This window comes from Nocardioides taihuensis, from assembly GCF_042657275.1.
Classification (GTDB): Bacteria; Actinomycetota; Actinomycetes; order Propionibacteriales; family Nocardioidaceae; genus Nocardioides; species Nocardioides taihuensis.
The window spans coordinates 308,404-332,724 of sequence record NZ_JBHSKD010000009.1 but is presented as its reverse complement, the minus strand read 5'-3'; the positions used below and the strand labels follow the sequence as shown (position 1 = coordinate 332,724).

General features: G+C 73.8%; 24 protein-coding genes. 11 read left to right on the top strand and 13 right to left on the bottom strand.

Features of this window, described 5'->3' with window-relative positions:
• Positions 1-3: 3 nt before the first annotated feature.
• From ACFPGP_RS11045 to panB, 3 genes are all read right to left on the bottom strand, one after another.
• Complete coding sequence (locus ACFPGP_RS11045) at positions 4-1,179, bottom strand: PQQ-dependent sugar dehydrogenase (RefSeq protein WP_378590026.1); 1,176 nt, start codon at positions 1,177-1,179, stop codon at positions 4-6.
• A 48-nt stretch (positions 1,180-1,227) separates the two neighbouring features.
• Positions 1,228-1,929 carry a VC0807 family protein gene (locus ACFPGP_RS11040; protein ID WP_378590024.1) on the bottom strand — a complete coding sequence of 234 codons (702 nt, stop codon included), beginning with the start codon at positions 1,927-1,929 and terminating at the stop codon, positions 1,228-1,230.
• A 106-nt stretch (positions 1,930-2,035) separates the two neighbouring features.
• Positions 2,036-2,920: a 3-methyl-2-oxobutanoate hydroxymethyltransferase gene (gene panB, locus ACFPGP_RS11035; protein ID WP_378590022.1), complete on the bottom strand. Its 885-nt coding sequence runs from the start codon at positions 2,918-2,920 to the stop codon at positions 2,036-2,038.
• 106 nt (positions 2,921-3,026) lie between these two features.
• On the opposite strand from panB, the gene ACFPGP_RS11030 reads away from it, so the two are divergent.
• Entirely contained in the window at positions 3,027-3,683 is a 657-nt protein-coding gene (locus tag ACFPGP_RS11030) for a class I SAM-dependent methyltransferase (RefSeq protein ID WP_378590020.1), read from the top strand.
• Here ACFPGP_RS11030 and ACFPGP_RS11025 read toward each other — a convergent pair whose 3' ends face one another.
• The 3 genes from ACFPGP_RS11025 to ACFPGP_RS11015 all read right to left on the bottom strand — a co-directional run bounded on the left by ACFPGP_RS11025 (position 3,684) and on the right by ACFPGP_RS11015 (position 5,650).
• The gene (locus ACFPGP_RS11025) at positions 3,684-4,187 is read right to left on the bottom strand and encodes a hypothetical protein (protein WP_378590018.1); all 504 of its coding nucleotides are present in this window, start codon (positions 4,185-4,187) and stop codon (positions 3,684-3,686) included. It lies immediately after the preceding gene.
• 13 nt (positions 4,188-4,200) lie between these two features.
• Entirely contained in the window at positions 4,201-5,082 is an 882-nt protein-coding gene (locus ACFPGP_RS11020; protein WP_378590016.1) for a phosphotransferase family protein, read from the bottom strand.
• A gap of 70 nt (positions 5,083-5,152) precedes the next feature.
• Positions 5,153-5,650, bottom strand: a complete 498-nt coding sequence (locus ACFPGP_RS11015) for a VOC family protein (protein WP_378590014.1) — start codon at positions 5,648-5,650, stop codon at positions 5,153-5,155.
• 100 nt (positions 5,651-5,750) lie between these two features.
• Between ACFPGP_RS11015 and ACFPGP_RS11010 the strand changes: the two genes are divergently transcribed.
• Positions 5,751-7,793 carry an NAD(+) synthase gene (locus tag ACFPGP_RS11010; protein WP_378590012.1) on the top strand — a complete coding sequence of 681 codons (2,043 nt, stop codon included), beginning with the start codon at positions 5,751-5,753 and terminating at the stop codon, positions 7,791-7,793.
• A gap of 39 nt (positions 7,794-7,832) precedes the next feature.
• On the opposite strand, the gene ACFPGP_RS11005 is transcribed toward ACFPGP_RS11010, so the two are convergent.
• Both ACFPGP_RS11005 and ACFPGP_RS11000 read right to left on the bottom strand, forming a co-directional pair.
• Positions 7,833-8,297 (bottom strand): SRPBCC family protein, encoded by a 465-nt coding sequence (locus ACFPGP_RS11005; RefSeq protein WP_378590010.1) that lies wholly within the window; start codon positions 8,295-8,297, stop codon positions 7,833-7,835.
• A gap of 182 nt (positions 8,298-8,479) precedes the next feature.
• Positions 8,480-9,913, bottom strand: a complete 1,434-nt coding sequence (locus ACFPGP_RS11000) for a hypothetical protein (protein ID WP_378590009.1) — start codon at positions 9,911-9,913, stop codon at positions 8,480-8,482.
• A 104-nt stretch (positions 9,914-10,017) separates the two neighbouring features.
• Between ACFPGP_RS11000 and ACFPGP_RS10995 the strand changes: the two genes are divergently transcribed.
• The 9 genes from ACFPGP_RS10995 (at position 10,018) to ACFPGP_RS10955 (ending at position 19,397) form a co-directional block, all read left to right on the top strand.
• Complete coding sequence (locus ACFPGP_RS10995) at positions 10,018-11,355, top strand: glutamine synthetase family protein (protein WP_378590007.1); 1,338 nt, start codon at positions 10,018-10,020, stop codon at positions 11,353-11,355.
• A 10-nt stretch (positions 11,356-11,365) separates the two neighbouring features.
• On the top strand, positions 11,366-11,722 hold the full coding sequence (locus ACFPGP_RS10990) for a hypothetical protein (protein ID WP_378590005.1): 357 nt from the start codon (positions 11,366-11,368) through the stop codon (positions 11,720-11,722).
• 21 nt (positions 11,723-11,743) lie between these two features.
• Positions 11,744-12,484, top strand: coding sequence for a type 1 glutamine amidotransferase (locus tag ACFPGP_RS10985; RefSeq protein ID WP_378590003.1), 741 nt, complete (start codon positions 11,744-11,746; stop codon positions 12,482-12,484).
• Entirely contained in the window at positions 12,481-15,456 is a 2,976-nt protein-coding gene (locus ACFPGP_RS10980; RefSeq protein WP_378590002.1) for a bifunctional [glutamine synthetase] adenylyltransferase/[glutamine synthetase]-adenylyl-L-tyrosine phosphorylase, read from the top strand. Before ACFPGP_RS10985 ends, ACFPGP_RS10980 begins: the two co-directional genes overlap by 4 nt.
• Positions 15,457-15,499: 43 nt before the next feature.
• Positions 15,500-16,147, top strand: a complete 648-nt coding sequence (locus ACFPGP_RS10975; protein ID WP_378590000.1) for a SatD family protein — start codon at positions 15,500-15,502, stop codon at positions 16,145-16,147.
• Entirely contained in the window at positions 16,147-16,881 is a 735-nt protein-coding gene (locus tag ACFPGP_RS10970) for a hypothetical protein (RefSeq protein ID WP_378589998.1), read from the top strand. Before ACFPGP_RS10975 ends, ACFPGP_RS10970 begins: the two co-directional genes overlap by 1 nt.
• Before the next feature lie 49 nt (positions 16,882-16,930).
• Positions 16,931-18,022, top strand: a complete 1,092-nt coding sequence (locus tag ACFPGP_RS10965) for a threonine aldolase family protein (protein WP_378589996.1) — start codon at positions 16,931-16,933, stop codon at positions 18,020-18,022.
• A complete protein-coding gene (locus ACFPGP_RS10960; RefSeq protein ID WP_378589995.1) occupies positions 18,022-18,891 on the top strand; it encodes a hypothetical protein in 870 nt (289 codons plus the stop codon). Before ACFPGP_RS10965 ends, ACFPGP_RS10960 begins: the two co-directional genes overlap by 1 nt.
• 95 nt (positions 18,892-18,986) lie before the next feature.
• Entirely contained in the window at positions 18,987-19,397 is a 411-nt protein-coding gene (locus ACFPGP_RS10955; protein ID WP_378589993.1) for a hypothetical protein, read from the top strand.
• Positions 19,398-19,454: 57 nt separating this feature from the next.
• Here the strand turns inward: ACFPGP_RS10955 and ACFPGP_RS10950 are convergent, their stop codons facing one another.
• The 5 genes from ACFPGP_RS10950 to ACFPGP_RS10930 all read right to left on the bottom strand — a co-directional run bounded on the left by ACFPGP_RS10950 (position 19,455) and on the right by ACFPGP_RS10930 (position 24,256).
• The gene (locus tag ACFPGP_RS10950; protein WP_378589992.1) at positions 19,455-21,083 is read right to left on the bottom strand and encodes an NAD(P)-binding protein; all 1,629 of its coding nucleotides are present in this window, start codon (positions 21,081-21,083) and stop codon (positions 19,455-19,457) included.
• Complete coding sequence (locus ACFPGP_RS10945) at positions 21,083-22,093, bottom strand: thiamine pyrophosphate-dependent enzyme (protein ID WP_378589990.1); 1,011 nt, start codon at positions 22,091-22,093, stop codon at positions 21,083-21,085. The genes ACFPGP_RS10950 and ACFPGP_RS10945 overlap by 1 nt, the downstream gene beginning before the upstream one ends.
• Before the next feature lie 28 nt (positions 22,094-22,121).
• On the bottom strand, positions 22,122-23,384 hold the full coding sequence (locus tag ACFPGP_RS10940; RefSeq protein ID WP_378589988.1) for a transketolase C-terminal domain-containing protein: 1,263 nt from the start codon (positions 23,382-23,384) through the stop codon (positions 22,122-22,124).
• Positions 23,377-23,982 carry a 2-oxoacid:acceptor oxidoreductase family protein gene (locus tag ACFPGP_RS10935; protein ID WP_378589986.1) on the bottom strand — a complete coding sequence of 202 codons (606 nt, stop codon included), beginning with the start codon at positions 23,980-23,982 and terminating at the stop codon, positions 23,377-23,379. Before ACFPGP_RS10935 ends, ACFPGP_RS10940 begins: the two co-directional genes overlap by 8 nt.
• A gap of 91 nt (positions 23,983-24,073) precedes the next feature.
• Entirely contained in the window at positions 24,074-24,256 is a 183-nt protein-coding gene (locus ACFPGP_RS10930) for a hypothetical protein (protein WP_378589985.1), read from the bottom strand.
• Positions 24,257-24,321: the final 65 nt, after the last annotated feature.

Here is a 24,321-nt window from a genome sequence, read left to right as displayed (position 1 = left end):
ACGTCAGCGCGGCGAGACCCGCAGGACCGCGTCGTCGCCGTTGTCGGTCGTCACCAGCAGGTCGCCGTTCGCGGCCTGGGTGACCGAGCGCAGCCGGCCGAAGTCACGCAGCCGGGCAGGGGCCTTGGTCCACTTCAGCTTGCCGCTGCTGTCGAACTTCATGAAGACGATCCGACTCGCCTTCAGGGCGGCGACGGCCAGCGTCCCGTTGTAGCGGCCCCACTGCTTGCCGTAGACCCACGACCCGCCGGAGGTCGCCAGTGTGGGGTCGCCGGAGCTCCACCGGGCCCCGATCTGCCGGCCGGGCAGGGAGAAGTCCGTCATCGGCGGGCTCTCGTCGTACCCGGGGCCGGGCTGCCAGCCGTAGTCGCCCCCGTTGCGCAGCCGGTTGACCTCGTCGTCGCGGTAGGTGCCCTGCTCGATCGACCAGAGGCTGCCGTCCCTGCGCTCGGAGAGGCCCTGCACGTTGCGGTGGCCGTAGGTCTGCACGTAGCGCTTGCGGTGGTTCTTCGCGTCGATGAAGGGGTTGGTGGGCCAGGGACGCCCGGTCATCCGGTCGAGCCGAAGGGTCTTGCCGCCCAGCGACTTCAGGTTGCGCGGGTTGTCCTCGTCGGCGGCGTCTCCGGTGCCGACGAGCATGGAGCCGTTGGACGTGATCAGCAGCCGGCAGCCGCCGTGCCGCCCGGACGTGGTCGGGAAGCCCGCAACCAGGGTCTCGACGTACCGCGCGCGCTTGCCGTGGTGGGTGAGCCGCCAGGCGTTGACGCGGACGTCGTGCCCGCCGCCCTTCTTGACCCAGCCGGAGCAGGTGTAGAAGCGGTGGTTGCGCCCGAACCTCGGGTCGATCGCCATCGACATCAGGCCGGTCTCGCCGGAGACCCAGATCCGGTTGCTGGGGAAGCGGACGCGGTGCTTGCTGCCGTTCCAGAGGATCAGGTGCGCCGTGTCGCGCTCGGTGATCAGCAGGCGGCGGTGCCCGATCGGCTGCACGTCCCAGGCGATGGAGAGGCCCTTCACCTGCTGGTGCACGCGCAGGGCCGGCAGGGCCCGTGGGTGGCCGGGGGCGCTCGTCGCGGCGCCGGCGGTCGCGCGCGAGGGCTCGGGCGTGCCGGCGGCTCCGGGCGCGGCCGGGGCGAGGAGGGCGAGGGCGAGGGCGAGGGCCACGAGAACGACGCGCATGGCGTCACGGTAGCCCGGTCGTCGCCGACGGGCTGGTCGCGCGACCGCTCAGGCGGTCGCGCGCACCGGGACGGGGTGCGGGCCGAGCAGACCCTCCTGGCGGGCCACCACCACCGCCGCACCGATGGTCAGCGTGATCGCGAGCACGTTCAGCGAGACCACCGAGATGCCGTTGGCGAGCACGAAGCTCTCGACCGACAGCGAGAGCAGGAGCCACAGCACGAGCAGCGCCTTGCCCAGGCAGAGCCCGGCCCACAGCAGCGTCAGGTGGCGGAACAACCGCTGGATCCGCGGCCGCACCGACACGTCGGGCGTCATCGGGTAGAAGTCACCGGCCAGGCGGGCGACCATCGGGCGGGCCGTGGCCAGCGAGAGCAGGAACGCCGTGGCGACGAGGCTGTCGCTGATGATCGGCTGGAGGAAGTAGAGGAACGTGCTGCCCGCCACCATCGCGAGCGCCGTGCGCGCCGTCATCACGATCGCGACCAGGATCAGCAGCCCCGACGGGCGGCGACCGGTCAGCGCGCGGAACGCGATCGCGCCGTACGACCACGCCAGGGCGACGAGGATCGCGACCCACACGTCGGTCACGGTCATCACGACGTAGAAGAGCGTGATCGGGATGACGCAGGCGTAGACCAGGCTCGAGCCCACCCGGGCCAGCACCGAGCGCAACGACGGCCGCTCCGGGTGCTCCGGCACGGTCGCGTGGTCGGAGTCGGTCGGGGACGCGGTGAGGGCGGGGGTCATCTGGTCTTCGACGGTACGCCCGGTGCGGGCGCGGCCGGGCATCTTCGCGCAAACCCGGGCCGCGCGGACCAGTCGGGTCCGCCCGTGCGAGTGACCCGGTCCCCGCTCAGAACGTGTGCTCGGGCCCCGGGAACGTGCCCGCCCTCACGTCGTCGGCGTAGGCGCGGGCGGCCTCGAGCAGCACGCCGTGCAGGTCGGCGTACTGGCGCACGAACTTCGCCATCCGTCCGGTGCGCAGTCCGAAGGCGTCCTGCCAGACGAGCACCTGGCCGTCGCAACCGTTGCCGGCGCCGATCCCGATGGTGGGGATGCTGAGCTCACGGGTCACCTGGGCGGCCACGTCGCCGGGCACCATCTCCATCACCACGGCGAACGCGCCGGCAGCCTCGACCGCCTTGGCGTCGTCGAGCACCCGCTGCGCCGCCTCGCCCCGGCCCTGGACCCGGTAGCCGCCGAGCGCGTGCTCGCTCTGCGGGGTGAAGCCGATGTGGGCCATCACCGGGATGCCGCCGCGCGTGAGCAGCTCGATCTGCGGAACCATCTCGCGGCCGCCCTCGAGCTTCACGCAGTGCGCACCGCCCTCCTTGAGGAAGCGCACGGCGGTCGCGTACGCCTGCTCGGGCGAGCTCTGGTAGGAGCCGAACGGCAGGTCGCCGACGACCAGCGCGTGCGGCGCGGAACGGGACACCGCGCGGGTGAGGGGGAGCAGCTCGTCGACCGTGACCGGCAGCGAGGTCTCGTTGCCGTAGACGTTGTTGCTGGCGCTGTCGCCGACGAGCAGGACCTCGATGCCGGCCTCGTCGAAGGTCTGCGCGGCGTACTGCTCGTAGGCCGTCAGCATCGCGAACTTCTCCCCGCGCTCCTTCATCTCGCGCAGGTGGTGGGTGCGGATGCGCTTGCGGGCGGCCGGTGGTGCGCCGGGGCCGGTGCCGTACGGCGCGGCTTCCTCGGGCGTGCTCTGAGTGCTCACGGGTGAGTCCTCCGGTGTCATCTCGCGGCTCCCGGGTGGAGTCCACGGACGTTGACTCAGGCTAGACCCGGGGCTGCGTGCGGCGACCTGTGTCGCTGCTCACGTGGCGCGATCTACGCTTCGCGCCATGACCAGGGACTGGGACCTGCGGGCCGACGAGCTGTCCGGCGAGGCGATCGGGCGTGGCGAGCCGACCGCGTGGTTCGACCGGCTGTACGCCGAGGGCGCAGCGGGCGCGGTGGGCATGCCGTGGGACCGCACCGCTCCTCACCCCCTCCTCGCGGAGTGGACGGCCGCGCGGGCACCCGGCGGAAGCGGTGGCCGGGCCGTCGTCGTGGGCTGCGGCCTCGGCGCCGACGCCGCGCACCTGGCACGTCTCGGCTTCGACACGGTCGGCTTCGACATCTCCGAGACCGCCGTCGGCATCGCCCGGGAGCGGCACGCCGGCACCGGCGCCGACTTCCGGGTGGTCGACCTCCTCGACCTGCCGGAGGAGCTCGTGGGCGGGTTCGACCTGGTGGTCGAGATCTTCACCCTCCAGGCGATCCCGGACCCGCCGCGGACGCAGGCCGCCGCGGCGGTCCGCTCGCTGGTGGCCGACGGCGGCACCCTGCTCGCGATCGCCTTCCGACCCGACGGCGCCCGGCCTCTCGACCAGGGCCCGCCGTTCCCGCTCCCGCGGGAGACCATGACCGGGCTGGCCACGGACGGGCTGACCCTGGTGGCGCTCGAGGAGGCCGCCGACCCCGGCGGGGCCCGGTGGCGGGCGGAGTACCGCCGCTAGCTAGAGACCGATGCGGATGTTGAAGCCGGACCCCTGCCGCTCGTCGCCGGGCGCCAGGGCGAGTCCGCCCAGCGCACCGACCGTGACGGCGAGCAGCACCAGGGCGCCGAACGCCTGGCCGAGGGCTCGCGGGTCCTCGCGGAGCCGGGCGAAGGCGTCGGTACGGGTGTAGGCGAGGAGCGCCACGAAGGCCACCACGGCGGTCACCGCGCCCACGAGGTCGGCGGGTGACGGGTCGAGGAGCAGCCCGACCACGCTCAGGAGCGCACCGAGCCCCAGCAGGATGCCGGCGAACCACGTGCGGACGAGGCGCGCGCGGAGCACGCCGTAGGAGACCCAGCCGACCACCAGCGCGCTCAGCGGCACCGAGAGGAGGGCCGAGTCGGCGTCGGTGACGCCCCGGGCGAGCAGCGCCGCCACCTGCCCCACCAGGCTCGACCAGCCCAGCACCCAGGCCGACTGTGGCACGTCGTCGACCGTCGGTTGCATCCCCGTCCCCGTCACGGGCGGAAGCCTGTCACACGATCGCGTCGGTCGCCGTCGGGTCGGGGCGGGTCAGCTCGTGGCGCAGGCCGCCGAGCGAGACCCGGTCGTCCTCGCCGTCGCCGTGCGGCTGCTCGAACCACGCGGCGTACTGGCTGATCTCGTCGAGGCGCCACTCGAGGTCGAACATCCGGAGCAGGTCGGGGTCGCCGGGCAGGCCGCACTGGCGCAGGTCGCGCTCGCGTGGCGCCAGCATCACGGTCTCCCAGTCGACGAGGAGCGGGCCGTCGGGGCCGGCGAGCAGGTTGCGCTCGTGCGGCTCGCCGTGGGTGGTCACCCAGGTGGCGGGGTCGGTCGCGGCGGCGAGGCGGTGGTAGTCGGCCACCCACCGGGCCACGTCATCCAGGTGCTCGCGCAGGGCGGAGCGCGCAGCCTCGCCGTGGGGTCCCGCGACCCACGGCTCGCGCAGCCGGCGGGCGAGGTCGTCGGCGAGCCCGGGCCCGACGAGCGGCCGCCACGTCCGGAGCCCCGGGGACGGCGGGGCGGCGTGCAGGGGGGCCAGCAGGGCGGCGTCGGCGGGAGCCGCGGCCCGCGGTGCGTCGACCCACGGGGTCACGCTGAGCCATCCCGCCGCGAGCGGGTGCGTGAACACCCCGGTGGTCGTCGGGAGGGGAGCGAGGACGAGCTCCAGCCCCTGCGCGCGCAGCACTGCCGCCGTGGCGTACGCCGCCTCGAGGGTCGCTGCCGTGTGCTTCGGCGAGGGCTCGTCGAGGGTCACGAACAGGTCGTCGACCCGCCAGTGGTGGGCGCCGAAGCCGACGGCGAGGTGGGTCACCGACGCAGCGGCGGGCGCCCAGTGGTCGCGGACCGCGGCCAGGACCTCGTCGTCGGAGGTGTGGTCAGGCCGCTCGAGCATGCCGCCGACGCTAGGCCATGTCGCGCACGGCGTTCCGACCCGGGAGACAGGCCCTCGGGCAGGTGTCCGGTCACGACGAGGTGCCCGCGGCGTCGGCGGCGGCCTCGAGGTCGGCGACCACGATCCGGCGCATCTGCAGCATGGCCTCGGTCGCCGCGCGCGCCCGCACCGGGTCGGGGTCGGAGACCAGGTCGTAGAGACGGGCCGGCACGACCTGCCACCACAGGCCGTAGCGGTCGCGCAGCCAGCCGCACATGGACTCCTCGCCGCCCGCGGAAAGCGCGTCCCAGTAGTGGTCGACCTCGGCCTGGTCGCGGCAGCTGATGCTGAAGGAGACCGCCTCGGTGAAGCCCGCGAGGTCGGGGCCGCCGTTGATGCCGCGGAAGGTCAGCCCGTCGAGCGTGAACTCCCCGGCCATCACCCGGCCCGGCTCGCCGGGCCCGACGTCGGTGTAGCGGGAGAAGTGCCCGAGGGAGGAGTTCGGGAAGATCGCGGTGTAGAACTCGGCGGCCTCCTCGAGGTCGTCGTCGAACCACAGGCACGGGCTGATCGAGCTGTCGAGCGTCATCACGGCTCCCGTCGGAGGGCGGTCGGGGCAGTTCCGACCCACGCGGGCTCGCGGACTCATCGGTCGGGCCCGGCGGCCGGGTGCGCCCTAGACTCGCGACGTGGAGTTCTCCTCGGCGTACGACCAGGGGTTCGCCCGCGTCGCGGCGTGCACGGTGCCGGTCGCGGTCGCCGACCCGGCCGCGAACGCGCGCACGGTGCTCGAGCAGGCCCGCGCCTGCCACGAGGACGGGGTCGCGGTCGCGGTGTTCCCGGAGCTGTCGATGTGCGGCTACGCGATCGACGACCTCTTCCTGCAGGACACGCTGCTCGACGCGGTGGAGTCGGCGATCGGCGAGGTCGTGGCGGGGTCCGCCGACCTGCTGCCGGTGTTCGTGGTCGGGGCGCCGCTCGCGCACGGCACCCGGGTGCTCAACTGCGCCGTGGTGGTGCACCGGGGCCGGGTCCTCGGCGTGGCGCCGAAGTCGTACCTCCCGACCTACCGCGAGTTCTACGAGCGGCGCTGGTTCGCGCCGGGTGACGACCGCCGCGGCGCCACGATCCGGCTGCTCGGCGAGGACGTGCCGTTCGGACCCGACCTGGTCTTCGACGCCACCGACGTCCCCGGCCTGCGCCTGCACGCCGAGGTCTGCGAGGACATGTGGGTGCCGGTCCCGCCGAGCGCCGAGGCCGCGCTCGCGGGTGCCACGGTGCTCCTCAACCTCTCGGGCAGCCCGATCACCGTCGCGCGTGCCGAGGACCGCCGCCTGCTCGTGCGGTCGGCGAGCGCGCGCTGCGTCGCGGCGTACGTCTTCGCCGCCGCGGGCCAGGGCGAGTCGACCACCGACCTGTCGTGGGACGGCCAGACGATGGTCTACGAGTGCGGCGAGCTGCTGGGGGAGACCGAGCGCTTCCCCGACGGGCCGCGGCGCACGGTCGTGGACGTCGACCTCGACCGGATCCGCCAGGACCGGCAGCGGCAGGGGACCTTCGACGACAACCGCCGGACGCTGGCACCGCGGGCCGAGGCGTTCCGGACCGTGCCCTTCGAGCTCAGCCCGCCGCGCGGCGACATCGGGCTGCGCCGCAAGGTCGACCGGTTCCCGTTCGTGCCCGACGACGCCGAGCGGCTCGCGCTCGACTGCTACGAGGCCTACAACATCCAGGTCTCCGGCCTCGAGCAGCGGCTGCACGCGATCGGCCAGCCCAAGGTCGTGATCGGCGTGAGCGGCGGCCTCGACTCGACCCATGCGCTGATCGTGGCCGCCAAGGCGATGGACCGGCTGGGCCGCCCGCGCAGCGACATCCTCGGCTTCAACCTCCCGGGCTTCGCCTCCGGCGACACCACACGCGGCTACGCCAGGCGCCTCTGCGACTCGCTGGGCGTCACGGTCGAGGAGATCGACATCCGGCCCGCGGCCGAGCGGATGCTGACCGACCTCGACCACCCCTTCGCCCGGGGCGAGCAGGCCTACGACACGACGTTCGAGAACGTGCAGGCCGGCCTGCGCACCGACTACCTCTTCCGGCTGGCCAACCACCGCGGCGGCATCGTCCTGGGCACCGGTGACCTCTCCGAGCTCGCGCTCGGCTGGTGCACCTACGGCGTCGGCGACCAGATGTCGCACTACAACGTGAACGGCGGGGTGCCGAAGACCCTCATCCAGCACCTGATCCGCTGGGTGATCGACAGCGGCCAGTTCGAGGACGACACCAACGCGGTGCTCCAGGAGGTGCTCGACCAGAAGATCACCCCCGAGCTGATCCCCGCGCACGAGGGCCAGGACGTGCAGGCGACCGAGGACTCGGTCGGCCCCTACGCGCTGCAGGACTTCACGCTCTTCCACGTGCTGCGGCGGGGCTACCGGCCGCGCAAGGTGGCCTTCCTCGCCTGGCACGCCTGGCGGGAGGAGAAGGAGGGCGAATGGCCCCCCGGCTTCCCCGACGAGCGCCGTACCTCCTACGACCTCGCGGAGGTCCGCCGGTGGCTGGTCGTCTTCGTCGAGCGGTTCTTCGCCAGCCAGTTCAAGCGCTCGGCGCTGCCCAACGGCCCCAAGGTGAGCCCCGGCGGCACCATGTCGCCCCGTGGCGACTGGCGGATGCCGTCGGACGCCAGCCCGACTGCGTGGCTGGCCGAGATCGAGCGGGACGTCCCGGCACGCTGACCCCGTCTGGCCCACCCGCGACCTGCCCGAGGCGCACTCTCAGCGGAGGTGGTCGAGCAGGTTCTCGGCGAACTTCTCGCCCATCCGGTCGAGCACGCCCTGCATCACCCGGCCCACCGCGGGGGCGGCGACGCCGGGGAGAGGCAGGTCGACGGTGAGGGTGAGGTCGATGGAGAGCTCGGTCTCGCGCGGCGAGACCTCCTCGAGGGTGTAGGTGCCCTCGGCCGCGGCCTTCTCCGTCGTGCCCGGTGGCGGCTCGTGGGTGAAGTCGATCCGCTCCTGGGGGTCGAAGTCCATGCGCTCGGTGAACGACGGCGCGACCGAGACGCTGAGCACCGGAAGCCGGGACATCTCCCAGCGCCAGCGGTCGCCGTCGACGAGGATCCGGTCGAGGTACGGCGTCAGCTTCGGCAGCAGGTGCGGATCGGTGAGGACCCGCCAGACCTCGACCCGCTCGGCGGGGACGACGGCCTGGCGACTGGTGGTGGCGGTGAAGCGGGCCATGCGCCCGACGTACCCGCTGGGAGGCGGTTGCAACCTTCCGGACCGGACCTGCGTCATGGACCCGGACACCGACACCACACACAACGCCGCCAGATCGGATGCGAAAGGACGCGCAGCAGGCGCTCCGGCTCGGGAGACACGTCCTCGGGGCGAACGCAGCCGCGCGGGCGCGCCGGGACGCCTCAGGCCGGCAGCAGACCGGCCAGCACGTCCGGGCGCACCATGTGCGGTGGTGGCGTCACACCGAAGACCTCCAGGATGGCCGGCGCCACCTCCAGCACCGAGACCTCGGGCCGGTCGTCGCTCTCCGGCGCCGGCCGGCGGGGGTCGTAGACGGCGAGGACCCCCTCCGGCACGTGGTAGGCGGTGGTGCCGGAACGGTCCTCGATCTCGACCGCCTCGATACCCACCGCCGCGAGCGGCCGGGGGGCGCCGGCGATCCGCACGGCGTCAGCCCGGTCGTGCAGGTTCGGCTGGCCGAAGTCGAGGGAGAAGAAGCCCCCGGCCGACCTCTTGAAGACCAGTGGCGCCCCGCCCACCTCGACCGTGCGCAGGGCGTCCCGGAAGGTGTCGACGTACTCGTCCTCGACGACGAGGTTGAACTGCGGCAACATCGCGGGCCGCCGTTGCCAGGCCGCGGGGCCGGGGAGCCCCAGCGCCTCGACGAACCGGTCCGGCTCGGTCAGGTAGAGCTGCGTCTCCAGCTTCTCGGCCATGGTGGCGCGCTGTCCCATGCTCGCGGCGATCCAGAGCTGGGCGTCGGGATCGTCGTCGACCCGGGCGGCGAGCCGCTCGATCATCCGCGCCGCCTGGCCGGTCGCCCACATCACCTCCCCGCTGAACGTCTCGACCCAGTCCTGCCCGAGGCCGAGCTGCTCGTAGTCCCCTGGGCGGTGCGCAGCCCAGTAGCGGTGCATCGCCGAGGCCACGTTGTTGGTGAAGAAGGTCGCGAACTGGGCCCGGCTGCGGGCGAGCTGGCGTTCGAAGACGTCGAACTGCAGCACCGCCTGGATCGTCCGGCGCCGGTTGCTGCGGCTCGAGCTGCGCTGCTCGGCGAGCAGCTGGCCAGCGACCGCGGCGTACGTCGAGGGGCGCAGGCCGAGGCGCCGGCTGTGTCCGAGCACCCGCAGGGCGTCGGACTTCGCGATCCGCCTGTCGACGTTGCGCGCCGACTCCCGAGACATCGCGAGATTGAACCGCTGGAAGTCCACGAGCTCGGGAGGATGCGCCACGGGTTCCGAGGCGAACGCGTCGGGCAGCCAGAACGCGTACGACGACAGGTCCTCCGGCGGCGGGTACGTGTGCAGGTTCCCGCAGACCCCGACGCTGACGCCTGCCTCGTGCAACAGGGTCCACAGCGGGGGGAAGCGACGGTCTGCGCGCTTCCGGCTCTGCCCGAAGGCGGCGATCATGTGCTTCTCGTCGTTCACGCCTCTGTGCAGCGTCGGCCAGGTGGTCCACGGCGAGAGGTGGCCCCGGTCGGCCGCGATCGTCGTGAAGCACTGCGAGCGCCGCAGGACCCTGGCCAGGCCCGACCGCGGGTCGGACGCGACGAAGTCGTCGAGGATCTCCCAGGGGACCTCGTTGAGCTCGAACAAGATGACACGCCTCGGCATCGCGTCACGTTATCCCGGATCGGTCCGGCGCTGCCTTCCTGGACGTCGGTCGAGCGTGTCGAGACCCTCGTCCGGTGCGGACGGCACGCCGATAGGGTGCCCGCATGGGCAAGCAGGAAGACTTCGTGCTGCGGGCGCTCGAGGAGCGTGACGTCCGCTTCGTGCGGCTGTGGTTCACCGACGTGCTCGGGTTCCTCAAGTCGGTCGCGGTGGCACCCGCCGAGCTCGAGGGTGCCTTCACCGAGGGCATCGGCTTCGACGGCTCGGCCATCGAGGGCTTCGCCCGCGTCTACGAGGCCGACATGCTCGCCAAGCCCGACCCCTCGACGTTCCAGATCCTGCCGTGGCGCGGCGAGGGGCCGTCGACTGCCCGCATGTTCTGCGACATCGTGATGCCCGACGGGTCCGCGTCGTACGCCGACCCGCGCCACGTGCTCAAGCGCACGCTCGGCAAGGCGGCCGACCAGGGCTTCACCTTCTACACGCACCCCGAGATCGAGTTCTACCTGTTCAAGGACACCCCGCAGCCGGGCGTCGAGCCGGTGCCGGTCGACCGCAGCGGCTTCTTCGACCACACCGCGCAGTCGATGGGCGCCGACTTCCGCCGTGAGGCGATCACGATGCTCGAGTCGATGGGCATCTCCGTGGAGTTCAGCCACCACGAGGGCGGCCCGGGCCAGCAGGAGATCGACCTGCGCTACGCCGACGCGCTGAGCACCGCGGACAACATCATGACCTTCCGCACGGTGGTCCGCGAGGTCGCGCTGAGCCAGGGGATCTGGGCGTCCTTCATGCCCAAGCCGTTCACCACGCACCCGGGCTCGGGCATGCACACCCACGTCTCGCTCTTCGAGGGCGACCGCAACGCCTTCTTCGAGGCCGGCGCGGAGTACCAGCTCTCGCGCACCGCCCGCCAGTTCATCGCCGGGATCCTGCGCCACGCCAGCGAGATCAGCGTGGTCACCAACCAGTGGGTCAACAGCTACAAGCGGCTGATCAGCGGCGACGAGGCCCCGCCGTACATCTGCTGGGGCCACAACAACCGCTCCGCGATGATCCGGGTCCCCATGTACAAGCCGGCCAAGGGCCAGTCGACCCGCATCGAGCTGCGCACGATCGACGCCGCGTGCAACCCCTACCTCGCCTACGCCGTGGTGCTCGCGGCCGGCATGAAGGGCATCGCCGAGGGCTACGAGCTGCCCCGCGAGGCCGAGGACGACATGTGGTCGCTCACCGAGCGCGAGCGGCAGAGCCTGGGCATCGACCCGCTGCCCAAGAGCCTGTACGACGCGATCGGCATCGCGGAGAGCTCCGAGCTGCTGGCCGACACGCTCGGCGAGCACGTCTTCGACTTCTTCCTGCGCAACAAGCGCCAGGAGTGGGAGGAGTACCGGGGCCAGGTGTCCGCGTTCGAGCGCGACCGGATGCTCCCGGTCGTCTGACGTGGCGCCGATGGCCACCGCCTACGGTCCCGCCCGCACCACCCAGCTGCGGGCCCTGCTCTGGGTCGCGCTGGTGCTGGCCGGGCTGATGGTCGCGCTGTCGGGCGCCGCCGTCGCCAGCGGCTCCGTGCGCTGGGGCCTCGCCGTCGGCGTCGCGGCCCTGGCGGGGGGCGTGGTGGCCGCGGTCGGGCTGCGCGACCGCAGCAACGCCCGGCTGCGCGCCCTGAGCCTCCTCAGCGGCGGGTGCCAGGCGCTGGTCGGGGTGCTGCTCGCCGCGTCGGTCCTCGGGATCCTGCCCTCGATCGTCGGCATCCTCCAGGTCCTGGTCGCGCTGCTGCCCGGTGCCGCGGGCGACACCGCCGACTGAGGGCTGGCTAGGTTGGCGACCGTGGAGAACCGACCCGTGGTGCTCGTCGTCGAGCACGAGCCGGAGTGCCCGCCGGCCCACCTCGGCACCTGGCTCGAGGAGGCCGGCGCGACCCTCGCCGTGTGCCGCCCCTGGGCCGGCGACGAGGTCCCTGCCGCGGCCGACCTCCCGTCGTACGACGCGGTGCTGGTGCTGGGCGGGTCGATGGGCGCCCACGACGACGCGACGTCCCCGTGGCTGGGCCCGGTCAAGCACCTGCTCCGGGCGGCCGTCGAGACCGACGTGCCGACGCTCGGGGTGTGCCTGGGCCACCAGCTGCTCGCGGTCGCCCTCGGCGGCGAGGTCGAGCCCTGCGCCACCGGCCAGCAGGTCGGGGTCTTCGACCTCGGGTGGACCGACGACGCGGAGGGTGACGACCTGCTCGGGGTGGTCGTGACGTCCGCGCCCGGCGGCACCGTGCGCGGCCTGCAGTGGAACTCCGACGTGGTCACCGCGCTCCCGCCCGGAGCCACGCTGCTCGCGGCCATGCCCGGCGGCGAGGTGCAGGTGGTGCGCTTCGGCCGCCGCGCCTGGGGCGTGCAGCACCACCCCGAGATCGACCGGGCCGTGCTCGTCTCCTGGGCCGCGGGTGACCGCGACGACCACCTCGAGAAGGGCATCGACTCCGAGGCGGTGCTCGACGAGGTCGAGGCCGCGCAGTCCGAGCTCGACCGCTGCTGGCGCCCCCTGGCAGGGCGCCTGGTCGAGCTGGCACGACGATGACCCGGGCCAGCACCGGCAAGGGCGAGCTCCTCCGCCTGGGGTTCCAGGACACCGAGCGCTCGCTGGCCGGGCTGGCCGGGCTGGGCGAGGTGACCGAGCCGCTGCTGGCGATCCTGGGCCGGACCGCCGACCCCGACCAGGCCCTGCACGGGCTGGTGCGGCTCGCCGACGCCACCGAGGACCGCGCCGCCCTGCTCCGGGCGCTGGCCGACGACGAGGGCACCGCGATGCGCCTGCTCTCGGTGCTCGGCGCCAGCACCGCGCTGGCCGACCATCTCGAGCGCCACCCGGCGCACTGGCGCGAGCTGACCGACCCGACACTCGGCTCGACCCGGACCCCCGCCTTCGTGCTCCGCGAGGGGCTGCTGCGCTCGGTGGGCGCCGATGCCGACGCCGACCTGCCGGTCGCCTCGCTGCCCGACCGCGAGGCACTCGACGCGCTGCGCGTGGAGTACCGCCGCGTGCTGCTCCGTCTCGCCTCCCGCGACCTGGCCCACCACGACTCCGTCGACGACGTCGCGGCCGAGCTGTCCGACCTGGCAGCCGGCACGCTGGAGGCGGCCCTCGCGGTGGCGCGCGCCCGGGTCGGGGACGCTGCCCGGTGCACCCGGCTGGCCGTGGTGGCGATGGGCAAGTGCGGCGGCCACGAGCTCAACTACGTCTCCGACGTCGACGTGGTGTTCGTCTTCGAACCGGTCGACGGGATCGGCGAGGCGGCCGCTGCCCGCGCCGCCACCCAGCTCGCCGGGCACCTCATGCAGGTCTGCTCCGACCACACGGGCGAGGGGACGATCTGGCCGGTGGACGCCGCGCTGCGCCCGGAGGGGAAGTCCGGGCCGCTGGTGCGGACGCTGGCCAGCCACCGCGGCTACTACGAGCGCTGGGCCAAGACCTGGGAGTTCCAGGCGCTGCTCAAGGCCCGCCCGGTCGCGGGCGACCTCGAGCTGGGCGGCGACTACCGCGCGATGGTCGATCCGATGGTCTGGCGGGCTGCCGAGCGCGAGGGGTTCGTGACCGACGTGCAGGCGATGCGCCGCCGGGTGCTCGAGCACCTGCCGGCCCACGAGGCCGATCGCCAGCTCAAGCTGGGCTCGGGCGGGCTGCGCGACGTCGAGTTCGCCGTGCAGCTGCTCCAGCTCGTGCACGGACGCGCGGACGAGCGGCTCCGCATCGCGGCCACGCTGAGCGCCCTGGACGAGCTCACCCGTGGCGGCTACGTCAACCGCGGCGACGGCGAGGCGCTGCACGCGGCGTACGCCTTCCTGCGCACGCTCGAGCACCGCATCCAGCTGCACCAGCTCCGTCGTACCCACGTCGTGCCCGGCGACGAGGACGCCCTGCGCCGGCTGGGGCGGAGCATGGGCTTCCAGCGCCAGCCGGCCGCGGAGCTCGAGACGGCCTGGCAGCACCACCGCCGCGAGGTGCGCCGGCTGCACGAGAAGCTCTTCTACCGGCCGCTGCTCGAGGCGGTCGCCCGGATACCGGGCGAGGGTGCGCGGCTGTCGCTGGAGGCGGCGGGGGACCGGCTCGCCGCTCTGGGGTACCTCGACCCGGCAGGCGCGCTGCGCCACCTCGAGGCGCTGACCGCGGGGGTCTCGCGGTCGTCGGCGATCCAGCGCACGTTGCTCCCGGTCATGCTCGAGTGGTTCGCCGACGCCCCCGACCCCGACGCCGGGCTGTTCGGGTTCCGGCGGATCAGCGAGTCGCTCGGCGACACCCCGTGGTACCTCACGACGCTGCGCGACGAGGGGCAGGTGGCCGAGCGCCTCGCGCGGCTGCTGGCCACCTCGCGCTACGCCACCGACCTGCTCGAGCGCGAGCCGCGGGGGGTGCGGATGCTGGGCGAGGACCTCACCCCGCTCCCGGCCGAGGCGCTGACCACCGAGATGACCGCCACCGCCCGGCGTCAGGACGAGCCCGAGGCGGCGGCCCGGGCGGTGCGGGCGATCCGCCGGCGCGAGCTGTTCCGCATCGCCGTCGGCGACCTCTTCGGCGAGACCGACGTGGCCGACGTCGGCGCCGGCCTGTCGCGGCTGACCGACGCCGCCCTCGAGGCGACCCTCGAGGTCGCCGAGCGTGCGGTGCGCGGGGCGCGCGGCCTCGACGCCGCGCCGACCCGGATGGCGATCGTGGCCATGGGCCGCTACGGCGGCTTCGAGCTCTCCTACGGCAGCGACGCCGACGTGCTCTTCGTCCACGACCCGGTCGAGGGCGCCGCCGCGGGCGACGCGGCGTCGTACGCCCAGGCGGTGGCGCTCGAGCTGCGCCGCCTGCTGGCGCTCCCCGGCGGCGACCCCGCCCTCGAGGTCGACGCCGACCTGCGCCCCGAGGGCCGGCAGGGCCCGCTCGTGCGCACCCTCGAGTCCTACGCGGGCTACTACGCCAAGTGGTCGCGGGTCTGGGAGGCGCAGGCGCTGCTCCGCGCCGACGCGGTGGTCGGCGACCCGGGCCTGCGCGAGCGGTTCACGGCGCTGGTCGACCCGCTGCGCTACCCGGCCGCCGGCCTCAGCGAGGACGACGTGGTCGAGATCCGGCGGATCAAGGCCCGGGTGGACGCCGAGCGGCTGCCGCGGGGCGCGGACCCGCACACCCACCTCAAGCTCGGGCGAGGGGGACTGGCCGACATCGAGTGGACGGTGCAGCTGCTCCAGCTGCGGCACGCCGCCGAGGTGCCGTCCCTGCGCACCCCGCGCACCCTGACCGCGCTGCAGGCGGCGGCCGAGGCCGGGCTGCTCTCCGCCGAGGACGCCGAGGCCCTGCGCTACGGGTGGCGCACGGTGAGCCGGATCCGCAACGCGGTCACGCTGGTCCGCGGGCGCCCCGGCGACCAGCTGCCGCGCGATGCCCGCGAGCGCGCGGCGGTCGCCTCGATCATGGGCTACCCTCCGGGCGACACCGACGCCCTGGTCAACGACTACCTGCGGCACACCCGGCACACGCGCGCGGTCGTCGACCGGGTCTTCTGGGAGTGAAGAACATACCTACATTTTGATCAGATGAAGGTATGATCTTCATATGCCCGAGATGAAGCGCACGACGGCGACGCTGCTGGGCGACCTGGTCGGCTCGCGGACGACGGCCGACCGGCCGGCCCTCCACGAGCGGCTGGTGGCGGTGCTCGACGAGGGCAACGAGGTCCTCGGGCCCACCGTGCCGCTGCGGATCACCGTCGGCGACGAGTACCAGGGGTGCTTCGACGACGTCGGCAGCGCGCTGCACGCCGCCCTCTGGCTGCGTGTGGCGCTGCTGCCCGCCTGCGACCAGCGGCACGGCATCGGGTGGGGCGAGGTCGGCGTGCTCGCGGAGTCCCCCCGGGTCGAGGACGGCCCCGGGTGGTGGGCGGCCCGCGACGCCATCGAGGCTGCCGCGGAGGGCGCCGCGCGTCCCGGGCTGCGCCACCTGCGCACGGCGTACCGGCGCGCGGAGGGGGCCGCGGGTCCGGACCCGGCGGCGGTCAACGCGGCGCTGGTGTGTCGGGACCACCTGCTGGGATCACTGGGGGAGCGCTCGCTGCGGCTGCTCCGCGGCGTCCTCGCCGGGCGCAGCCAGGTCGAGCTGGCGCGCGAGGAGGGGGTGTCGCCGTCCGCGGTGTCGCAGCGGGTGCGCCACGATGGACTGGCCGCGCTGCTCGCGGCCGACGACCTGCTGCGGGGGGTGCGCTGATGAGCTGGATCGCGGTGCTGCTGATCGGGGTGGCGGTGGCCGACCTGGCCCACGCCGTGCGCCCGGTGCCGGTGGTGGACGAGTGCGTGGGCGCCGCCGCCGCCGTGCTGGTCGGGCTGGCCGCCGGCCTCACCGAGCCGGTCGACGTGGCGGCGCTCGTCACGATCGCCGCGGTCGTCATCCTGTGGGGGCAGACCGTCACCCGGGGCTTCGGGCGCGGCCCCGCCTGGCTGCCGCTGCTCGTGATCGCGGTCGCCCTGGCCGGCGCGGTCGCCGTCTCGGGGAAGGCCGCACCCGTCGGCGGGCTGGTCGCCGACTGGCTCGACACGGTCGGGGTGCCGGTGCTCGAGGGCGTCGACCCGACCCGCTTCCTGCTGCTGGCCGCGGTCTTCCTCGTGCAGCTCTCGACGGGCAACGTCGTGGTCCGGCTCGTGCTCACGGCCACCGGCACCATGAACCCGTCGCGGCGCGAGCGCCCCGCCCACGACGAGCTGCCGCTCAAGGGCGGCCGCCTGCTCGGCCCGATGGAGCGGGTCTTCATCCTCGGCCTCGGCCTGGCCGGCCAGCTCACCGCCGCGAGCATCGTGATCGCGGCCAAGGGCCTGCTGCGCTTCCCCGAGCTGCAGTCGAAGGAGGACCAGGCGCGGATCCACCAGGTCACCGAGTACTTCCTGGTCGGCAGCTTCGCGAGCTGGCTGCTCGCGCTCGGCTCGCTGGTGCTGCTCGCGCCCTGAGGGCGGGAACTGATTTGCGCCTGCCCGGCCACCCGACGAGGGTGGCCCGGTGAGCGACGACTACTGGGACCGCTACCGCACCGCCGCCCGCGCCTGCGAGCGCACCGTCTTCTGGCACCAGCCCACCCGGCCGGCGCAGGTGCTGGCGGAGCTGGCGGCGGAGGCGGAGCGGCGCGACCTGTGGTTCGACCAGTACGCCGAGCGTGGGGCGGTGGAGCTGCTCGAGGAGCAGCTGGTCGAGATCTTCGGCACCGGGGGCGCCGCGTTCTTTCCCAGCGGCACCATGGCCCAGCAGGCCGCGCTGCGGGTCTGGTGCGACCGTGCCGGCGTACGCCGCGTGGCGATGCCCGACCTCGCCCACCCGCTGGTGCACGAGCTCGACGGGCCGCGGCTGCTCCACGGCCTCGAGGTGATCCACCTGACGACCGGGCGGACGCTGTCCACCGCAGAGCGGCTGGCCGCCGTACCGGGACGACTCGGGGCGGTGCTGGTCGAGCTGCCGCTGCGCGACGCCGGCTGCGCCCTGCCGACCTGGGAGGAGCTGACCGCCCTGTCCGCGGCCGCCCGCGAGCGGGGCGTCGCCCTGCACGTCGACGGCGCCCGGATCTGGGAGGCCCAGCCCTTCTGGGACCGGCCGTTCACCGACATCGCCGCGCTCGCCGACAGCATGTACGTGTCCTTCTACAAGGGACTCGGCGGTCTCGCGGGCGCGGCGCTGGTCGGCCCGTCGGACTTCCTCGACGAGGCGCGCCAGTGGCGCAAGCGGATGGGCGGCACCATCTTCCGGATGACCCCGGAGGCGATCTCGGGCCTGGTGGGGCTGCGCGAGCACCTGCCGCGGATGGCCGAGTGCCTGGCGTGGGCGCGGGCCCTGGCCGACGGGCTCGCGTCCCGCGGGCTCACGCCCCACCCGACGCCCCCGCACACCCCGACCTTCGAGGTCTGGGCGCCCGGCGACGCCGCCACGGTCAACGACCGGCTGCTCGCGTTCATGGAGCGCGAGGGGCTGCAGCTCACCGGCCCCTGGTCGGCCGCGGACGAGCCCGGCCGCGTGCGCACCGAGCTGGTGGTGGCGACACCCGCGCTCGCCCACGACCCGGACACCGTGGCCGGGTGGGTGGCCGACGTCGTGGGGGGCTGATGCACGAGCTGGGCATCGACGAGGCGCTGGGACCGATGCAGGCCCTGGCGTCACGACTGTGGTCCCCGCAGTCACGGCACCACCCCGGGCAGCTCGCCTGGAGTGCGCGGTACGCCGAGCCGCAGGTGCTCCGGCACGGTCCCGTCGCCGTGGTGCACGGACGTGACGGGCTCGATGCCTGGGCGTGGCTGGAGTCGTCGGACTGGCTCGAGCTCTGCGTCGACCCCCAGCGCCCCGAGCTGGTGGCGGAGCTGGTGGCGTGGGCCCGGGGCCGGACCGGCGCCGGTCCCTCGACGTCCGTGCTGGAGACCGAGCACCACCTGCTGTCAGGACTGGCGACGGCCGGGTACGTCGAGACCGACGCGCCGTGGTTCACCCACCACACGCTCGACCTCGTGTCGCTCCGGCCGCCGACGGTCCCTCCGGGCTACCGGCTCAGGGCGGTTCGACCGGGCGAGGCCGAGGCGCGCGCCGCCGTGCACCGGGACGCGTGGTCGGTGACCTCGCGCGTGACGACCAGGGCGTACGAGCGCCTGATGGCGACGCCGCCGTACCGTCACGACCTGGACGTCGTCGTCGAGCACGCCGATGACGGGCTGGTGGCCTCGTGCCTGGCCTGGCTCGACCCCGCCACGGGTGTCGCCCTGGTCGAGCCCGTCGGGTGCGTCCCCGAGCACCGGGGCCGGGGGCTCGCCGGAGCCGTCAGCCTCGCTGCCCTGGCCGCGGCGCGCGACGCGGGCGCGACCCTCGGGCTGGTCTGTCCCCGCGGGGACGACGGTTACCCGGTGCCCGGCCGCGTGTACCGCGGCCTGGGCTTCCGCCCCGGTCCGCGCACCCTCACTCTTGCGGCCGGGGATCCGACCGCCTGACCAGACCGCTGGGAGGTCTGGGACGTTTGACCCCTACCGGACTGGACCTCGTCGGTGCATGCTCGGGCGTGTAGCCCCCGTCGAGGAGACCGCCCGTGAGTTCGTCCGCCGCCGTGCAGCGCGACCCGTGGACCGACCGTGTGGTGCGGGTGCAGCGCGACCTCGTCGCTACCTCCCGTCACCGCGTGCGCGCCCGCCGGCTGCACCAGATGCTGCTGTGGCTGCTGGCCGGCCTGGCCGCGCTGACGTGCGTGGCCCTGCTGGTGTCCGAGGACTACCGCTGGGACGCCGCCGCGGTGGCCGGGGTGGTCGCGGTGCTGGTCGGCCTGCTGGCGTGGTTCTCCCCGGAGGCGACGCAGACCGCGGCCGCCGAGCGCGAGGCCGCGCTGACCGCCGTCCTGCTCGACATCGCCCGGACCACCGCTCTCGACAGCGACGACCCGGAGTTCTGGGCCGCACAGCTCGCGCGCATCGACCGGGAGTACGCGCGACTCGGAAGCCGCTGACCGACCGCATCGCCCTCACGGGGGTGGGGCGATGCAGTCGGTGGCCGGCTCCCGGCCTCAGATCTCCTCGGGCACCATCTGGATCGCGCCGGAGGGGCACTCGGCCACGCAGAGGCCGCAGCCCTTGCAGTAGTCGAGGTCGATCAGGTACTTCTCGCCCGGCTGCCCGAGCTTGATCACGGCGTTGTCGGGGCAGACGCCGTAGCAGTTGTCGCAGCTGAAGCAGTTGCCGCACGACAGGCAGCGCCGTGCCTCGAGCAGGGCGGTCGACTCGTCGTGACCGAGCACCACCTCGTCGAAGGTCGACTCGCGGCGTGCCCGGTCGAGCAGCGGCCGATGGGCGCGCGGCGCGTCGGCGTAGTACCAGGTGTTCAACGTGTCGTACGACGCCAGGGCCGGCCGCGGGGCGGGCTCAGGCGCGGCTCCCGACAGCCAGGCGTCGATGTGGCGGGCGGCCCGCTTGCCGTGCCCGACCGCGACGGTGACCGACCGCTCGGCGGGCACCATGTCGCCGCCGGCGAAGACGCCGGGGCACCCGGTCATCAGGTCGGGGCCGACGCTGACGACGCCGTCCTCGACGACGAGCCCGGGCACGCCGTCGAGCAGGGAGAGGTCGGTGTCCTGGCCGAGCGCCAGCACCAGGGAGTCGGCGTCGAGCTCGTCGAGCTCGCCGGTCGGCTGCGGGAAGCCGCTCTCGTCGAGCTCCATCCGCTCCACGACCAGCTTGCCGGCGTCGACCTGCTTGATCGTGGTCAGCCAGGTGAAGAGCACGCCCTCGTCCTCGGCCTCGGCGATCTCGGAGGGGTGGGCGGGCATCCGGTCCTTGGTGCGGCGGTAGACCACCACGGCCTCCGAGGCGCCGAGCCGCTTCGCGGTCCGGGCGGCGTCCATCGCGGTGTTGCCGCCGCCGTAGACGGCGACCCGGCGGCCGAGGAGCGGTTGCTCGCCCGCTTCGAGCCCGCGCAGCATGTCGACCGCGTCGAGCACGTGCGCCGCGGACCCGGCCGGAAGGTAGGCCCGCTTGCCGAGCTGGGCGCCCACGGCGAGGAACACGGCGTCGTACTCCTCCTTGACCGCCATCAGGTCGGTGACCTTGGCGTCGAGCTCGAGGGTCACCCCGAGGTCGAGGATCCGCTGCACCTCGGCGTCGAGCACCTCGCGCGGCAGCCGGTAGCGGGGGATGCCGAAGCGCATCATGCCGCCGGCCATCGGGCCGGCCTCCTTGACCGTGACCGTGTGCCCGAGGCGGGCGAGGTGGTAGGCCGCGGACAGCCCTGACGGTCCGGCGCCGACCACCAGGACGTGCCGGCCCGTCGCCGGCACCTCGACCTCGACCCTCCAGCCCTGGCGCAGCGCCTCGTCGCCGACGAACCGCTCGACGGAGTTGATGCCGACCGCCTCGTCGAGCTGGCCGCGGTTGCAGGCCGTCTCGCACGGGTGGTAGCAGACCCGTCCCATCACGGCGGGGAACGGGTTGTCCTGCATGATCGTGCGCCACGCGCGCTCGTACCCGGCCCCGCCCTCCTCGCCGTCGTACAGCCACAGCTGGACGTTCTCGCCCGCGGGGCAGGCGTCGTTGCACGGCGGCATCCGGTCGACGTAGACCGCGCGCTCGGTGCGCCACGAGCCGGTCTTGTTGGCACGGCTCGACCCGACGTCGAGGGTGATCGCGAAGGGCTTCTCCATCACTCGTCACCTCCGTCGCCGGCGTCGACCAGCCCGAACCGCTCGATCGTGTGGTCCGCCAGAGCCTGCAGCCGGGCCACGATGTCGGGCCGGCCGGGATCGCCGAACAGGTGGGCGTAGCGCTTCTGCGGGCGCAGGTACTCCTCCACGGGCACCTGCCGGCGGATGTGCGACACCTCGGTGACCTCGCCGCCCTCGGCCTCGAAGACCGGGAACAGTCCCGACTCCTTGGCGAGCCGCGCCAGCCTGATCGTGTCGGAGGACGCCGCCCCCCAGCCGAGCGGGCAGGGGACGAAGACGTGCAGGTAGCGGGCGCCACGGAAGGTCATCGCCTTCTCGACCTTGTACTCGAGGTCGCGCAGCTCCGCGACGGTCGCCGTCGCGACGTAGGGGATCTCGTGCGCCATCGCGATGAGTGGCACGAACTTGCCCTGCCCGAAGGCGTTGCCCGGCTCGGGCCCCAGGGCCTTGGTGTTGGCGGTTCTCGCCGCGGGCGGGGTGGCGCCGCTGCGCTGGACCCCGGTGTTCATGTAGCCCTGGTTGTCGTAGCAGACGAAGAGCACGTCGTCGTTGCGCTCGAACATCCCCGACAGGGTGCCGAAGCCGATGTCGACGGTGCCGCCGTCCCCGGCCTGGCCGAGCACGCGCACGTCGTCGCGGCCGGTCGCGCGCAGCGCAGCAGCGACCCCGGACGCGACCGCCGGGCCGTTGCCGAAGAGCGAGTGCAGCCAGGGCAGCTGCCACGACGACTCGGGGTAGGGGGTCGAGAAGACCTCGAGGCACCCGGTCGAGTTGACCGCGACCAGCTTGCCGTCGGTGGCCCGCATCGCGGCGTCGAGCACGTAGCGGGCGCCGAGCGCCTCGCCGCAGCCCTGGCAGGCGCGGTGGCCCGACGTCAGCGAGTTGCTGCGGCCCATCCGGGCCTGCACGGAGCGCTGGTCGTCGTCGAGCAGGCGGTTGCCGACCACGAACGTGCCGGTCTGGTAGAGCTTGACCTCCTGGAACGCCACGGTTCCTCCCTCTTCTCCTGGTCGCCGGCTACTCGTAGGCACCCGACGCGACCGTGCCGAGGTCGCGCAGCATGTGCTCGGCGTGGGGTCCCGGCCGCTCGCCGCGCCGTGAGCGCTCGAGCTCGCGCTGGACGAGGTCGTGGTCGAGGTCGAGGAAGTGCAGGCGCTGCGGGTCGAGCCGGCCGCCCAGCACGTCGTCGAGGAGGCGGTTCAGGGAGTCGCGCGTCACCGGCCGGCCGCCCAGACCGGCGACGACGTCGTACACGTCGGCGGCGAGGCCGCGGGTCGCGTCGCGCACGTTCTGCCCGACGATGCCGCCGGCGCCGACCGCGAAGGCGCGCTCGACCACGACCACCCGCTCCGCCTCGGCCAGCGCCGTCCGCACCTCGTGCGAGGGCCACGGCCGGAAGCACGAGATGCCGAGCACGCCGATGCTCACGCCGGCGTCGCGCAGGGTGTCGACGACCTCCTGCAGCGTCCCGAGCACCGAGCCCAGCGCGACGACGACCGTCTCGGCGCCCTCGACGCGGTAGGGACGCACGAGCCCGCCCGAGTCGCGGCCGAACGCCTCGCGGAAGTCGGCCGCGATCTGCGGCACCTCGTCGAGCGCGGCGACCTGCTTGGCGTGCATCAGGTACTTGACCTCCGCGAAGGCCTCGGGGCCGACCATCGCGCCGATGGTCACCGGGTCGTCGGGGTCGAGCTCCTGCTGGGGCACGAACGCCGGCAGGAACGCGTCGACCTGCTCCTGCTCGGGCAGGTCGACCTGTTCGGTGGCGTGGGTGAGCACGAAGCCGTCCATGCACACCATCACCGGCACCGAGAGCGTCTCGGCCAGCCGGAACGCCTGCACGTGGAGGTCGACCGCCTCCTGGTTGGACTCGGCGTACAGCTGGATCCACCCGGAGTCGCGCATCGCCATCGCGTCGGAGTGGTCGTTCCAGATGTTGATGGGCGCGCCGATCGCCCGGTTCGCCAGCGTCATCACGATCGGCAGCCCGAGCCCCGAGGCGTTGAAGAGCGCCTCGGCCATGAACAGCAGGCCCTGGCTCGAGGTGGCGGTGTAGGTGCGGGCGCCGGCCGCGGACGCGCCGATGCACGCCGACATCGCGCCGAACTCCGACTCGACCATGAGGTACTCGCACGGCGCGAGCTCGCCGGTGCGCACCCGGTCGGACAGCGACTCGACGATGTGGGTCTGCGGGGAGATGGGGTACGCCGCGATCACGCCGGGGCGGCACAGGGTGACGGCGCGGGCCACGGCCTGGGAGCCCTCGACCTGGCTACGCATCGGCCCGGCTCCCGTCCCGGTGCGCCAGCACCGCGGCGAGGTGCTCGAGCACCCGGTCGTGGGCGACCCACGCCGCGCGCACGTTGCCGGCGCCGACCTCGCCCGGGAAGCGGCCGCGGATCGCGTCGGCCACCGACGCGAGCGTGACCTGCCCGGTGAGCCCCGCGAAGGCCCCGAGCAGCGCGGCGTTGGGCAGCGGGCGGCCGAGGTGCTCGCGGGCGATCTCGGTCGCCGGCACGGCGGCCACGTGCACGGGGGAGAGGCGCGCGACCAGGTCGCCGAGGCCGAGCTCCTCCAGCGAGTGCGAGGTGTTGACCAGCAGGTAGCCGCGGTCGTCGAGCCCGGCGAAGAGGTCGACCTGGTGCAGCAGCGTCGGGTCCTGGACGATCAGGGCGTCGGGGCGCGTGACCGGCTCGTGCAGCCGGATGGGGCGGTCGTCGAGCCGACAGAACGACACCACCGGTGCCCCGGTGCGCTCGGAGCCGAACGTGGGGAACGCCTGCGCGTGCCGGTCCTCGGCGAAGGCCGCGACCGACAGCAGCTCGGCCGCGGTCACCGCGCCCTGGCCGCCGCGGCCGTGGATGCGTACGGAGAACATGGGTCCCTCCTCCGCTCGACCGTAGGGCGGCAGGTCTGCCGCGGCAGAGGGTCGTCGGTCCCGACCCGGCGGGTCCTTCGGCGGGCGCCGTTCAGTTGAGCGCGCCGAACGCGTCGTACACCATGAACGCCGGCCAGAAGATGCCCTCGACGATCGCCCACAGGTACCACCAGAAGCCGTCGGCCTGCTGCCAGAAGTAGACCCAGGCGCCGAAGATGCCGATCCCGTAGATGGCGCCGCCGCTTGCCGCGCCTGCCCCGTTGTTGTTGGCCATGGCTCCAGCCTCCGCCGGGGCGCACCGGGGCGCACGAGGCGAAGGTCCCGGCCGGTCAGGCTGCC